Raw genomic sequence first — 15,439 nt, 5'->3', positions numbered from 1 at the left:
AAGAGGTGTTATTTTTTTGATTAGATTAGAAAACGTTAGTAAAAAGTATGGCGAAGTCCTTGCTCTAAACGATATAAACTTACATATAAAACCGGGTGAGTTTGTATTTTTAATAGGACCATCTGGAGCAGGTAAGTCAACTTTAACTAAATTAATATTAAAAGAGATTAGGCCCACAAGCGGCAAGATATATTTGAATAACGAAGATATTACAGATGTTAGCAATAGAAAGATACCTTATATCAGAAGATATATAGGCGTTGTTTTTCAAGATTTTAGACTTTTGCCTAATAAAACTGTTTATGAGAACGTTTCATTTGCTATGGAAATCATTGGCAAGAAACCTAGAGAGATTAGAAGAAGTGTGCCAATTATACTAAGCATGGTTGGTTTAAGCGACAAGGCTAAGTCTTATCCGCATCAATTATCTGGAGGAGAGTGTCAAAGAACAGCCATTGCTAGAGCCTTGGTTAATAAACCTGATGTTATCATCGCAGATGAACCAACAGGTAACCTTGACTCAGATACTGCATGGGAGATAATGAATCTATTGCAAGACATTAACAATAGAGGCACAACCATAGTCATGGCGACACATGCTAAAAACATAGTTGACGAGATGAAGAAAAGAGTAATCACTTTAAACCACGGAAGCGTTGTTAGTGATATGTATGAAGGTGGGTATTACTGTGAAATCTAGAGAATTGATAAATATTATAAAAGATGGTTTTAAAGGGATAGCAAGACACTTTAGCATGGCTTTTGCATCGATAATATCAATATTGTCGGTATTATTAATACTTTCAACTGTATTAATAATAGTTTTAAGTGTAAATAAAGTTGTTGGCGATACTAAAGAAAAGATAAATGAAGTTAAGGTATTCTTGCTAGATGGCGTTGACGATGCGGGAATTAAGGAACTTGAAGGCAAAATTAAAGATATAGACGATGTTAAAGATGTAAAGTTTATCTCTAAAGATGAAGGCCTTGAAAGTATGTTTGAACAATGGGAGAACAAAAGTTATTTATTGGAGGAATACAAAGAAGATAATCCGCTTCCAAATGCTTTTAAAGTTAATGTTGAAGATATAGAAAAGATAAACGATGTTGCAGCTAATATAAAGCTCATACCAGGTGTTGAGGATGTAAGATTCTTATCTGAGGAAGTAATTCATCTACTTAAAATATCTAAGTACATGCAAATAGGCGGCTTTGGTTTGATTGTAGCTTTGATATTTATATCAATATTTTTAATATCAAATACTATAAAATTATCAATTAGTTCAAGAAAGAAAGAAATTGAGATAATGAAATATGTTGGGGCTACAAATAGCTACATTACAGGCCCTTATGTTTTTGAAGGTATATTGATTGGTCTTATTGCAGCTGTACTAGCTATAATGGTAGTGAAATTTGGTTACTCGTACATCTATGAATACATTGCAGTTTCAAATAGCAGCCTACTAAACGAGGCAATTGTAAGCCCAGATAGTATATTAGATGACTTCAGCATAATATTTATTACATTAGCTGTAGGTATTGGTATGCTTGGCAGCATTGGTTCATTGAAGAAGTTATTGAAAGTATAGGTGATTTTTTGTTTAATAGAAAGAGATTTATTATTGTTTTATTGATCATAATTCTAAGCTTTCAAAGTGTTTTTGCAGCAGGAAAGCTAAAGAACAAAAAGAAAAATATTGACAAGAAGATAAAAGATACTAAAACTGAGATTAATATAAAACAAAAAGAGTCTACAAGCGTATATAATACCATATTAAAATATGGCAACAATATATCAATACTTAATACTAGCATTGTTAATCTTAATACTGCCATAATTGATACCGACAAAAAGATAGCTCAAAAAAGTTCTGAGCTTGAAGATGCTAAAGAAAGATTAAAAGAAAATGATTCTTTATTCAGAAAAAGACTTAGAAGTATGTATATGAACAGTGACGATAACTATGTTACAGTACTTCTTTCATCAAAATCTTTAGATGATTATTTGTCCAAGAAAAACATGGTTCAAAAGATGGCTAAGAGGGATAAGAAGCTTATAGAGAGCATAGAAGGCGAAGTTGACAACATTGTCAAGATAAAAACTACATTAGAAAATCTAAAAACGACTCAAGTTCAAAATAAAAATAAACTATCAAGTCAAAAAGATGAAGTTTCAAAATTAAAGATAGAACAAGAAAAACAATTTACTATATTAAAAAATGATATAGAAAAAGCAAAGAAGAGTCTTGCAAAATTAGAAAGAGATTCTAGAAATCTTAGTGCACAAATACTTAAACTTCAATCAAATACTAAGAAATTTGTAGGAGGTAAACTTGGATGGCCACTACCAGGTTATACAAGAATCAGTTCTGGCTATGGCTATAGAACACATCCTATACTTAATATAAGAAGATTACACTCGGGTATAGATATACCTGCACCTACTGGAACAAATATTGTTGCTGCAGCAAGCGGTACAGTTATCTTTGCAGGTAAGTATGGCGGATATGGCAACTTAATCTTAGTTGACCACGGCGGAAAGATAGTTACAGGTTATGCGCATTGCTCAAGACTTTTAAAAAGCAAAGGAGCAAAAGTTACTAAGGGTCAAGCGATAGCAAAAGTTGGATCAACTGGATTTTCAACAGGAGCGCACTTGCACTTTGAAGTAAGAAAGAACGGTAATTTCACAAACCCTATTAATTGGGTTAGATAATGGAGGATACAATGAAATTAAAAAAGATACTAATAACTATATTGGTCTTAGCATTATTTTTAACTAGCAATGTTATTTCATATAACCTTGGTAATTCTAGCAAAAAACTTGCTGATAAGAAGATTATTGCAAAAAAAGATGATAATGAAAAGTCAAGTAAAAAAATTAATGATGAATACGTATTAGAAAGAATAAATGAAGTAAAGCGTATGATAGATAAAAACTACTATAAGAAAGCTGATGATTACGACGTTCTTATAGGTATGCTAAAAGGAGCTGTAAATAGCTTAAAAGATCCATACTCATACTATATGACTGAAGATGAATACAAAAAATTCAACGAAGAGACTGATGGAGAGTTTGCTGGACTTGGTATATACGTAAGTGGATCCATAGATGACAACTTAATTACAGTTGTTGCTCCAATGAAAGGCACTCCAGCAGATAGAGCAGGATTAAAAACTGATGATAAGATTATAAAGATCAATGGAAAAGATTTTACTGCTGATAAGATGGATGATGCTGTTAAGATTATGAGAGGAAAACCTGGTGAAAAGGTTAAAATAACAGTACTTAGAAGAGATGAGAATGGCAAAGCGAAATTTATTGACTTTGAAATAGTTAGAGAGATTATAAAAGTACAAACTGTCTCATCAAAGCTTTTAAAAGATAATATTGGCTATATAAGTATATCTGGTTTTGATACACCAACATATAATGATTTTGACAAGCAATACAAAGAGCTTAAAAAACAAGGCATGAAAAAACTTATACTTGATTTAAGAAACAATCCAGGAGGACTATTAACAACATCAACACAAGTAGTTAACACTTTTCTTGATGGCGGACTAATAATGTACACACTTGATAAGCAAAACAACAAGGAAACAATAAACGCAACTAAGGGCGCAGATGATATCAAGATAGTTGTTCTTGTCAACAAAGGCTCTGCATCAGCTTCAGAAATAGTTGCTGGGGCACTTAAAGACAGAAAGAGAGCTACTATAATCGGTACACAAACTTTTGGTAAAGGCATAGTTCAAACAGTTTTCAATATGCCAGATGGAGAAGGCTTAAAGCTAACAACAAGTGCATATTACACACCTAGTGGAGTTAATATACATGGTAAGGGCATAGCCCCAGATATTAAAGTAGAATTAAATAAAGAAGTAAAAACTATATCTATAGATAATCTTGCAAAAGATAATCAAATACAAAAAGCTATAGAAATATTAAATAAATAGGAGAGTTAAAATGGCAAAAGATTTTGAATACGAAATACTAGAACAATTAGGAGAATTTTCTAACAATGGCAGAGGCATGGTTAAAGAAGTGAATGTTATTTCATGGAATGGTGCTGACGGCAAGGTTGACATAAGAAACTGGAAAGAAGATCACAGCAGGATGGGAAAGGGCATATCCCTAACACACGCTGAAGCAAGAAAATTAAGAGACTTATTAAATGATATAGACTTAGGCTCAGATGATGAGTCTAGCGAAGACGAAGAAATATAAATTAATTAGATGAGAAAAAATATATCTTTATTAATTATATTTATCTCAATAATTTTGTTAAGCGCTTGTTCAAACGGTCCACTATTTATCAAGGACAACGACAAGCGCTATAGCTTTGATGACATTGATTCTCCTATAGAAGAAGGAGAAGAGATTGAATTAAGTGAAAATAAAGAGCTTGCTTTTGTACTTAGAAAAATCAATTATTTAAAAGAGATTGATGTGCAAAATGACAGGGTTGAAATTGATAAAAACGATACTTCATTATTAAGCATGGTAATTAAGCCATGCTTAACTGATGATATAGAGGTTTCCTCTCTTATTTACAAAAAAGGTAAGTTTCATATTACGCTTTCTTCCAAGAAAAGCTCTAAGAATGTTTGTGCACCATATATAAGCATTAAACTTCTTAAAAAGCTTCCACAAGACATTGAAGCGGATGACTTTGTTATTGACAAAGAAAATATTAAAACTATAGATATAAAATACACTAAGGATAATGCAATAAATTTTGTTAAGCAAAAGTATAATTTAATTACGAACCTACCAGATTCAGCGGAATTAGTTTATATAGATAAACCTATTTGGCAAATAAAGTATAAGTTTGTCTATGATAAGAGCGATTATGAGCATCCAATAAAAAATATTAGCATAGATTTTGATGCCAATGAAGGTAAAGTACTAGCTATAAATGAAGACGACATATCAAAATTTATTGACAATGGCAATATTTTCGCGATTAACACAGAAAAGGTGATTTATTACAACAAAAAATCTAACGAAACAAATAATATATATATCTATAGCACTAAAAAACAAAAATCTAAGAAAATTTTATCTTTTGATGGTTCAATCAAATCTATTTACAAAAATAATAAGAGCGACGACATAATTATAAATTATAAAGATACTTCATCAGATTTACGTAGTGTAGTTTATTTTGCTAGCAAAGATGAATATAAGTTTATTGAATATAAAAACGATGTAAATGTCATAGATGCAAGCTTTAAGAGCGAGAGTTCTTTATTAGTCATTAGCAAAGCTGAAGCAAATATAACAAAGCTATATGACTTTGATATTAATGACGATAATTATCTAGAATTGTTTAGCGCTGAAGATAATATCATAAAAGCTTCGTACATCAACGGTTATTATGTATATTTATCAAAGTATGATGTAAATCAAATGCTATATATCACTAAAGATTTTGAGGATTATGACTTCATTGATGAGGTAGAAAATTATTATTACGCTGATGATAATTCCTTTGTATATAGAAGTGATAATAAAGTTGAAGGTATAAGCCTATATACCTATAATTTAAGTGAAAGATTTTATAAGATGATAATTAACGGTGATTATTCATACATTAAAAAAATTAACGATGACTATATTTTAGCAAAAAAAGATATAAATCACGAGTCTTATGATTTAATATTGCACAAATTGGATAATAATCTTAAAGAGGAAATACTTTTTGAAAACGTGGACAATTTAAATTTATATTTGACAAATGATTTAAAGAAATTATTTAAGAGCACTAAGGTTATAGACAAGAACTATACAAAGAGGATAATTTATGAGATAGATATTAGCAAAGGTGATATATAGTGAAATTCAATCTAAAATCAGAATATATTCCTACTGGTGATCAGCCAAAAGCGATAGAGTCACTCTCTGATGGAATAAAAAAAGGATATAAGGATCAAGTTTTGCTGGGCGTAACAGGCTCCGGCAAAACTTTTACTATGGCAAATATAATAAAAGAAACGCAAAGACCAGCTTTGGTCATTGCACACAACAAGACTCTTGCGTATCAGTTATACAGTGAGTTTAAAGAGTTTTTTCCAGAAAACTCAGTTGAGTTCTTTATAAGTTATTATGATTATTATCAACCAGAGGCTTATGTAGCAGCAACTGACACCTATATCGCTAAGGATAGTCAGATTAACGATGATATAGATGAGTTAAGACACTCTGCTACAGCTGCTTTATTTGAAAGAAAAGATGTAATCATTGTTGCGTCTGTTTCATGTATATATGGCCTTGGTGACCCTATTGATTATGAGAAACTGATGGTATCACTCAGACCTGAGATGCAAGTTTCTAGAGACGATGTAATTAAAAAATTAATTAGTATACAATACGTTAGAAATGACATAAATTTTATCAGAGGTACATTTAGAGTTAGGGGAGATATACTTGACATATTCCCAGCATCAGAAAAGACTAATGCATTTAGGATTGAGTTCTTTGGCGATGAGATTGACAAAATTCTTGAAATAGATTCATTAACTGGAGAAATTATTGGCACTAGAGTGCATGTATCAATATTCCCAGCGTCTCACTATGCGACAACAGATGATAAAGTTAAAAAAGCCATTGAAAGCATTAAGCTCGAGCTTGATGATAGACTTAAGTGGCTTCATGAGCACGGCAAGCTTGTTGAAGAACAAAGGCTAAAAGAGAGAACTAATTATGATTTGGAAATGCTTAATGAAATAGGTTTTTGTTCAGGCATAGAAAATTATTCAAGACACTTATCACAAAGACAACCTGGATCAAGGCCATATACCTTGATAGACTATTTTCCAAAAGATTTTATAACTTTTATAGATGAGTCACATGTTAGCGTACCGCAAATCAGAGCGATGTACGAGGGAGATAGATCAAGAAAAACTTCTCTAGTTGATTATGGATTTAGATTACCGAGCGCACTTGACAATAGACCACTTAAATTCGCTGAGTTTGAATCTATGATGAATCAGGTTATATATGTCAGCGCAACGCCTGCTCAATATGAGCTAGAGAGGTCTAAAAATACAGTAGAACAAGTTATTAGGCCAACTGGATTACTTGATCCACTTATAGAAGTAAGGCCAACTAAGGGCCAAATTGATAATTTAATAAAAGAAATTAGAATTAGAGCTAAAAAAGATGAAAGAGTTTTAATCACAACACTTACTAAGAAGATGGCTGAGGACTTAACTAAGTATCTTGATCAATTAGGAATCAATGTTACTTATATGCACTCAGATGTTACTGCGATCGATAGAATGCAGATTATAAAGGATCTTAGAGAAAAGAAATTTGATTGCCTAGTAGGAATAAACCTTCTTAGAGAAGGACTGGATTTACCAGAAGTATCTTTAGTAGCTATACTTGACGCGGACAAAGAAGGCTTCCTTCGTAGTGAAACGTCTTTAGTTCAAACTGCAGGAAGAACTGCGAGAAACTCAAACGGATTAGTTATTATGTATGCTGATACTATAACTAAGTCTATGGAGAATGCTATTAATGAAACAGCTAGAAGAAGAAAGATACAGATGAAATACAATGAAGATAACAATATAACACCTATGACTATTAAAAAATCCATTAGAGATGTTATTGAAGTAACTAAAGCGATGGATGAGGGCGAAAAATATACTTATAGCGCTAAAGGCGTTCAAGATAAGATAAAGAAACTTAAGACGAAGATGAACAAGGCAGCTAAGGATTTAAATTTCGAAGAAGCAGCTAAATATAGAGATATGATTGAAGAATTGAAGAAGGAGGAGCTATTCATTGGAGAATAAAATTATTATTAGAGGTGCCAATGAAAACAATTTAAAAAACTTAGATATTGATATACCAAGAAATAAATTTGTGGTTATAACTGGACTTTCTGGCTCAGGTAAGTCATCACTTGCCTTTGATACAATATACGCTGAAGGTCAAAGAAGATATGTAGAGAGCCTTTCTAGTTATGCTAGAATGTTTTTAGGTAATACTACAAAACCAAATGTTGAGTTTATAAGCGGACTTAGTCCATCTATATCAATAGACCAAAAAACTACTAGTAACAATCCAAGATCAACTGTAGGAACAGTTACAGAAGTTTATGATTACCTAAGACTTTTATATGCTAGAATTGGCCAAATATATTGCCCAAGCTGTGGCAAAAAGATTACATCACAAACAATTGATCAAATTGCTGATATTATCATGAGCCATAAAGAAGGACAAAAGATTTATGTTTTAGCACCTGTTGTTAGAGGACAAAAGGGTCAGCACAAAAAAGTTCTTGAACAAATTCAAAAAGATGGTTTTGTTAGATATATCTTAGATGGTGAAATGCATGAGATTGGCGATAAAGTTAAGATTGATAAGAATAAGAAACATGATATAGACATAGTTATAGATAGACTAGTTATCAAAGATGGCATTTTATCGAGACTTACAGGCTCGCTTGAGACTGCAGTACATTATTCTAATGGACTTGTTAAGATAAATTATTTAGATTTATATGAAAAATCTTATTCAACAAAGTATGCTTGTATTGACTGTGGCTTATCATTCGATGAGCTATCTACAAGATTATTTTCATTCAACAGTCCCTTTGGTATGTGCGAGAGATGTAACGGTCTAGGATATTTTAGAAGTATTGACAAGGACTTAGTTATACCAGACTATTCACTTTCACTTGAAAAGGGGGTTATAGAACCATTTAAAAATTCAAAGAAGGGCACTTATTATTATAAAATATTTAAATTTATTTTAGATAAATATGATTTTAAAGAGGACGAGCCATTTACTAAGGCACCTAAGAAGATGATAGATGATATACTAAATGGTACTGATTATAATGTAAGATTTAAGTATGACTCGTTATTTACCAAGACTTCTAAGGAATTTAACAAAAAATGGCCAGGAGTTTTATCCGTGATGATGGATAGACTTACAAATTCTATGTCTCAAGCAATTAGAGATAATACTGAAGAGTATGTAGAAGAGATTGAATGCCCTGAATGTCACGGTGCAAGACTTAAAAAGGAAGCACTTGCTGTTAGAGTGTGCGATTTAAATATTTATGAATTTACTCAATTAAGTATAAAAGATGAGCTTGAATATATAAATAATTTAAAACTAAATAAAACAGAAGAAAAAATTGCTGAACAAATTTTAATCGAGATAAAAAAGAGATTATCTTTCTTAATAACTGTAGGACTTGATTATTTAAATTTATCAAGAATGGCAAAAACTTTATCAGGTGGCGAGGCACAAAGAATTAGACTGGCCACACAGATAGGCTCAGCGCTAGTTGGCGTTATATACGTTTTAGATGAGCCGTCCATAGGTTTACATCAAAGAGACAATTTAAAGCTGATACAAGCTCTTAGAGAGCTAACTGATGCAGGTAATACTTTACTTGTAGTAGAGCATGACGAAGAAATCATGCACCATTGTGACGAAATCATAGATATTGGTCCAGGAGCAGGTATACATGGTGGTCATCTTGTTGTTCAGGGCAATATCAATAAGGTAATGAAATGTAAAAAGTCTATTACTGGTGATTACTTATCTGGAAGAAAGAAAATTCCACTAAAGGATGAGTATAGAAAGACTGATAAAGATAATGTTTTAAAAGTAATAGGTGCAAGTGAGAATAATCTTAAAAACATAGATGTAGAAGTGCCTTTGAGCGAGTTTGTAACAGTAACAGGCGTTTCAGGATCGGGCAAATCAACACTTGTTAATGAAATTATTTATAAATCACTAGCACAAAAGATTAATAAATCAAAATACAAACCTGGCAAGAGAAAAGCTGTTGAAGGCATTGAAAATATTGATAAGGTCGTAGTTATTGACCAAAGCCCAATAGGCAGAACGCCAAGATCAAATCCGGCGACATATACTGGCACTTTTGATCTTATCAGAGATGTCTTTGCCATGACGCAAGAAGCAAAGATGAGAGGCTACCAAAAGGGAAGATTTTCTTTTAACGTTAAGGGCGGTCGCTGTGAGGCATGCAAAGGCGATGGAATATTAAAGGTAGAAATGCACTTTTTGCCCGATGTTTATGTGCCATGTGAGGTATGTAAAGGTAAAAGATATAATAGAGAGACGCTTGAAGTTAAGTTTAAAGATAAAACTATAGCCGATGTACTTGATATGACAGTTGAGGAAGGATTAAAGTTTTTTGAAAATCAACCGCGTATAGCAAAAAAATTACAAACGCTTTACGATGTGGGCCTTGGATATATAAAGATAGGTCAAAGCTCAACAGAATTATCAGGCGGTGAAGCACAAAGAGTTAAACTTGCGACAGAACTTTCTAAAAAATCAACTGGCAGAACTATATATATACTTGATGAACCAACTACAGGACTTCACTCGCATGACGTTTCTAAACTTATAAAGGTATTAAATACACTTGTTGATCAAAATAACTCTGTCTTAGTAATTGAACACAATCTTGATGTTATAAAGCAATCAGACTACATCATAGATCTTGGCCCTGAAGGTGGAGACATGGGCGGAACTATCGTTGCTACTGGAACACCAATTGAAGTAGCTAAAAATAAAAATTCTTACACAGGAAAATTTTTGAAAGAAATATTTGAAAAAGAAGGAAAGCTTTAATTAGATTAAAAGCAAGACGTTTCGGGTATATTTTATATACGGAGGTATTTATGAAAAAGAGCTTTCTTAAAAAATTTATAATAATATTTATAGTTCAAATACTTTTCATAGGAGTTTTCAATGCGAAAGCTATGTCCAAACCTGACAATGGCTTTGTCTTAGACGAAGCGAATGTTATTTCACAGGAAACTATTAGCTATATAAATGAAACTAATAGAAAGATGAAAGATTATGGCAGCCAGGTCGCTGTACTAACTGTTAAGGACTTAGGCGGCAAAGACATAGAATCATTTTCTAATAAAGTTTTTAGAGAATGGGGTATTGGCGACAAGAAAAAGAACAACGGAGTACTTCTTGTAATTAGTTTAAATGATAGAAAGATAAGGATAGAAGTTGGTTATGGACTAGAAGGCGCGATTAATGATGCTAAAGCAGGAAGAATTATAAGAAATGTAATTAGACCAAATTTTCAAGCAAAAGATTATGACAAGGGCATCAGAGATGCTTTTGATAGCATTATTTATTACATTGGTGAAGAATATAACGTAAAGATTCAGGATATAGATCCTAATGAATTAGGACTTGAAGATGATTTTTCAATAAGCCTACCTATGATAATACTAATAATTTTTATTTTTTTAATACTCACATCTAGACTTAATAGATATAGATACTTACATGGCAGAAGAGGAAGAATGTATAGACGAGGACGCAGAAATATATTTTTCGATGATGATGATCCATTCGGCGGCTTCTTTGGAGGTTCTGGCGGATCAGGAGGATTTGGTGGCTTCGGCGGATCAGGTGGTGGCAGCTTTGGCGGCGGATCATCTGGCGGCGGTGGCGCATCTGGATCTTGGTAAAATTTAGATAAAGGAGAATAATTATGGAAGAAAAAAGACAAAGAAGAGGTAGATTTTCACCACTTTTAATTATACTAGTAATAGTAATTGCTCTAGGCGCACTAGTAGCATCTAAGTACAATGGACTAGTTAACAAGCAAGAAAATGTTAATAAAACTTGGGCTGAAGTTCAAACTCAATATCAAAGAAGAGCAGACCTTATACCAAACTTAGTTGAAACAGTAAAAGGTTATGCTAAACACGAAGAGGAAACACTTGAAAACATTGCTAAACTTAGAAGTGGATACACAGATGCAAAAACACCTGAAGATTATGAAAAGCTTGATACAGAGTTAGCTAAAAACATTAACATAGTTGTAGAAAACTATCCAGATTTAAAAGCTAATGAAAATTTCTTAAGCTTACAAGATGAATTAGCTGGAACTGAAAATAGGATAGCAGTTGCAAGACGTGACTTTAATAACGAAGCAACTGAGTTTAATAAATCAGTTAGGACTTTTCCTAACAATATCTTTGCATCGATGCTAGGCTTTGATAAATTTAAAACATTTGAAGCTCAAGCAGGAGCAGAGAACGCACCAAGCGTTGATTTTGGTAAATAATTTAATTAAAAGTCAAACTTTAATCGCGTTTGGCTTTTTCTTGTGTATTATGTAAAATATTTATTTACTTATAGTTATTTTAGTGATATAATAACAACATAAGTAATTTTAAGGAGTGAATTAAGTGAAAGTTAATTTTGACAAAAAAGAAAAAAATAAAGTTTACTTCAATGTAGACGTAGATTGGAAAGAATTTGAGCCTAAGATAGACGAGGCTTATAAGAAGATGAGATCTAAATTCAATATTCCTGGATTTAGAAAAGGCAAAGTGCCTAAGATGATTATTGAACAAAACTATGGTGTTCAAGTATTTTATGATGAAGCTATAAACATTTGCTTGCAAGAAATCTATCCAAAGGCATTAGAAGAACTAGATTTAAAAGTTGTTGATCAACCAGATGTTGATGTAAAAGACTTTAAGGAAAATGAAAAAATCAACTTTACTTTTGAAGTAGAAGTAGTTCCTGAGTTTGAATTACCAAACTTTGAAGAAATGGAAGTTGAAGACGTTAAAGAAGAATTCGATAAAGAAGTAGTGACAAATGAAATCGAAAGATTAAGAAATGAAAATGCTAGATACACTATTGTTGAAGATAGAAAAACTAAAAAAGGCGATATTGTTAAGCTTGATTTCAAAGGATATGTTAATAATGAAGCATTCCAAGGCGGAGAAGCTAAGGATTACGAACTAGAAATTGGTTCTAACTCATTTATTCCAGGCTTTGAAGATCAATTAATTGATAGAGCTATAGGCGAAGAATTTGATGTAAATGTTAAATTCCCTGAAGAATATCATTCTGAAGATTTAAAAGGCAAAGACGCTAAGTTTATTTGCAAGATAAATGAAATCAAGGTTAAAGAATTACCTGAACTTGATGATAACTTTGCTTCAGACGTTTCTGAATTTGATACATTAAAAGAATTCAAAGCTGACCTTAGAAAGAAATTAAAAGCTCAATTCAATGAAATGGTTGATACTCAAAGAGAAAACAAGGTTCTAGATAAAGTTATCGAAGAAACAAAATTTGACGTTCCAAACAGAATGATTGAAGATGAAGTTGAAAATGAGCTTAGAAATTTCCAATACAGATTACAAGCTCAAGGACTTAACTATGATGATTACAAGAAATATACTGGCAAAACAGATGACGAGATTAAAGAAACATTCAAAGAGCCAGCTGAAAAGAGAGTTAAACTTGGTTTAATACTTGAAAAATATGCAAAAGACAATAAGATAAAAGCCACTAAGAGAGATTATGACAAAGAATTGGACAAATTAGCAGAAATGTACAAAGCTGAAGACAAAGAAGAATTTAAAAAATCAATGAGCGAAGGCTCTTTAGAATTTTTAGATAGAGGCATATTAAACTCAAAATCAATAGATGATATAAAGAAAAAAGTAAAATATATTTAATGAGGTGATAAAATGGCATTAATTCCTATGGTTGTAGAACAAAGTTCCAGAGGAGAAAGGTCATATGATATCTACTCAAGGCTTTTAAAAGAAAGAATTATTTTCTTGTCAGGAGAAATACACAATGAGATGGCTGACCTTATAGTTGCTCAGCTATTATTCCTTGAAGCAGAAGACCCTGATAAAGATATACAAATCTATATAAATTCACCAGGAGGTTCAGTATCAGCTGGCTTTGCCATATATGATACAATGCAATATATAAAACCCGATGTATCAACTATATGCGTTGGCTTAGCAGCATCTATGGGTGCCTTCTTATTGGCAGCAGGCGCTAAAGGCAAGAGATATGCCTTACCAAACGCTGATATTATGATTCATCAGCCACTTGGTGGAACACAAGGACAAGCTGAAGATATTCGTATTCAAGCTGAAAAGATTCTTGAAATAAGAAAGAGAATTAATAAGATTTTGTCAGAAAAAACTGGTCAAGATATTGATATTATCAACAGAGATACTGACAGAGACTATTACTTAAATGCTGAAGAAGCAGTTAAATACGGTCTAATAGATAAAGTTATGGAGAAACATTAATAGATGTCTAAATATGATGAAATAAGATGTTCCTTTTGTGGTAAGACTCAAAATGAAGTCAAAAGATTAATTTCTGGACCAAATGTATATATCTGTGATGAATGTATAAACGTTTGCATGGATATTTTGGAAGAAGATCACTTATTAAATGAAGATACTTTTGATTTTGAAGATATGGTTTTACCAACACCAATGGAGATAAAAAAGTCTTTGGATGATTATGTCATCGGACAAGATGACGCAAAAAAGACTTTATCCGTTGCTGTTTATAATCATTACAAGAGAATCACAAAGGATACTGTAGATAAAGATGTAGAGATAAAGAAAAGTAATATATTACTACTTGGTCCAACAGGAAGCGGTAAAACACTTCTTGCTGAGACATTAGCAAGAATACTTAACGTACCATTCGCTATATGTGATGCAACTACTCTTACTGAAGCAGGATACGTTGGAGAAGATGTTGAAAACATCATACTTAAGCTTATTCAAAACGCAAATTATGATATAGATAGAGCTGAAAGAGGCATTATCTATGTTGATGAGATTGATAAGATTGCTAAGAAGAGCGAAAACGTTTCCATTACAAGAGATGTTAGTGGTGAAGGCGTTCAACAAGCGCTTCTAAAAATTTTAGAAGGAACTATTGCCAATGTTCCACCACAAGGCGGAAGAAAGCATCCTCAAGAAGAGTTTATTCAAGTTGATACAAGCAATATACTTTTTATAGTTGGAGGAGCCTTCCAAGGACTTGACGATATCATTGCCAAGAGAACCAATAAAAAATCTTACGGTTTCGGATCAGAAATTTTTGACAAATCAAAACAAAAATCTGAAGCTTTAAAACATGTTGAAAGCGAAGATTTAATGAAATTTGGTCTAATTCCAGAGCTTATTGGTAGACTTCCTGTAACTGTCTCACTTAATGAGCTCAAAGAAGATGATTTGGTTAAGATACTTAGGGAGCCAAAGAACGCTCTTATCAAGCAATATCAAGAGCTTATAAGGATGGACGGCGCTGAACTTGAATTTACTGACGATGCAGTTAGAAGGATAGCTCAAAAAGCTATTGAAATGAAGACTGGTGCAAGAGGACTAAGGAGCATTATCGAAAAAGTAATGCTTGATATAATGTATGAACTTCCATCTAAAAAGTACAATGGAACTTTAAAAATTGATGCTTCTATTATAGATGGAAAGAAAAAATTAACTTATCCAAACGAGGATAAAGGAAAAGAAGAAAAAATTGTTTCATAGATAAAGCAGACTGCTTATTTAGAAGCTTAATAAGGCCGGACATAATTGTTTCGGCCTTTTATTAAAGGAGAAA

General features: G+C 32.2%; 13 protein-coding genes. All 13 read left to right on the top strand.

The genetic code is table 11. The features are described 5' to 3' along the window. Positions 1-16 precede the first annotated feature (16 nt). The 13 genes from ftsE to clpX all read left to right on the top strand — a co-directional run bounded on the left by ftsE (position 17) and on the right by clpX (position 15,366). On the top strand, positions 17-700 hold the full coding sequence (gene ftsE, locus M1R53_RS04360; RefSeq protein ID WP_085840149.1) for a cell division ATP-binding protein FtsE: 684 nt from the start codon (positions 17-19) through the stop codon (positions 698-700). Next, the gene (gene ftsX, locus M1R53_RS04355; RefSeq protein WP_249242108.1) at positions 690-1,589 is read left to right on the top strand and encodes a permease-like cell division protein FtsX; all 900 of its coding nucleotides are present in this window, start codon (positions 690-692) and stop codon (positions 1,587-1,589) included. Before ftsE ends, ftsX begins: the two co-directional genes overlap by 11 nt. Before the next feature lie 8 nt (positions 1,590-1,597). Next, the gene (locus tag M1R53_RS04350) at positions 1,598-2,716 is read left to right on the top strand and encodes a murein hydrolase activator EnvC family protein (RefSeq protein WP_249242107.1); all 1,119 of its coding nucleotides are present in this window, start codon (positions 1,598-1,600) and stop codon (positions 2,714-2,716) included. Positions 2,717-2,727: 11 nt separating this feature from the next. Next, positions 2,728-3,960 carry a S41 family peptidase gene (locus tag M1R53_RS04345; protein ID WP_106017784.1) on the top strand — a complete coding sequence of 411 codons (1,233 nt, stop codon included), beginning with the start codon at positions 2,728-2,730 and terminating at the stop codon, positions 3,958-3,960. A 10-nt stretch (positions 3,961-3,970) separates the two neighbouring features. Beyond that, complete coding sequence (locus M1R53_RS04340) at positions 3,971-4,231, top strand: YdbC family protein (RefSeq protein ID WP_019213594.1); 261 nt, start codon at positions 3,971-3,973, stop codon at positions 4,229-4,231. 9 nt (positions 4,232-4,240) lie between these two features. Continuing rightward, a complete protein-coding gene (locus M1R53_RS04335; RefSeq protein WP_249242106.1) occupies positions 4,241-5,842 on the top strand; it encodes a hypothetical protein in 1,602 nt (533 codons plus the stop codon). Further along, positions 5,842-7,809, top strand: a complete 1,968-nt coding sequence (gene uvrB, locus M1R53_RS04330) for an excinuclease ABC subunit UvrB (RefSeq protein ID WP_487317986.1) — start codon at positions 5,842-5,844, stop codon at positions 7,807-7,809. Before M1R53_RS04335 ends, uvrB begins: the two co-directional genes overlap by 1 nt. Further along, positions 7,799-10,636 (top strand): excinuclease ABC subunit UvrA, encoded by a 2,838-nt coding sequence (uvrA, locus tag M1R53_RS04325; protein ID WP_249242105.1) that lies wholly within the window; start codon positions 7,799-7,801, stop codon positions 10,634-10,636. Before uvrB ends, uvrA begins: the two co-directional genes overlap by 11 nt. Before the next feature lie 50 nt (positions 10,637-10,686). After that, positions 10,687-11,499 (top strand): TPM domain-containing protein, encoded by an 813-nt coding sequence (locus tag M1R53_RS04320; RefSeq protein WP_249242104.1) that lies wholly within the window; start codon positions 10,687-10,689, stop codon positions 11,497-11,499. Between the two features lie 23 nt (positions 11,500-11,522). After that, positions 11,523-12,101: a LemA family protein gene (locus M1R53_RS04315; protein WP_249242103.1), complete on the top strand. Its 579-nt coding sequence runs from the start codon at positions 11,523-11,525 to the stop codon at positions 12,099-12,101. A 124-nt stretch (positions 12,102-12,225) separates the two neighbouring features. Continuing rightward, positions 12,226-13,515, top strand: coding sequence for a trigger factor (gene tig / locus M1R53_RS04310; protein ID WP_249242102.1), 1,290 nt, complete (start codon positions 12,226-12,228; stop codon positions 13,513-13,515). Between the two features lie 12 nt (positions 13,516-13,527). Then, positions 13,528-14,109, top strand: coding sequence for an ATP-dependent Clp endopeptidase proteolytic subunit ClpP (gene clpP / locus M1R53_RS04305; RefSeq protein ID WP_019213587.1), 582 nt, complete (start codon positions 13,528-13,530; stop codon positions 14,107-14,109). A 3-nt stretch (positions 14,110-14,112) separates the two neighbouring features. Beyond that, positions 14,113-15,366 carry an ATP-dependent Clp protease ATP-binding subunit ClpX gene (clpX, locus tag M1R53_RS04300; protein ID WP_085840156.1) on the top strand — a complete coding sequence of 418 codons (1,254 nt, stop codon included), beginning with the start codon at positions 14,113-14,115 and terminating at the stop codon, positions 15,364-15,366. The last annotated feature ends 73 nt before the right edge of the window (positions 15,367-15,439 follow it).

This window comes from Fenollaria massiliensis, assembly GCF_023347705.1.
Taxonomy (GTDB): Bacteria; Bacillota; Clostridia; order Tissierellales; family Peptoniphilaceae; genus Fenollaria; species Fenollaria massiliensis.
Note: the sequence above shows the minus strand (reverse complement) of the source record. Positions and strands in the feature narration are given on the sequence as shown.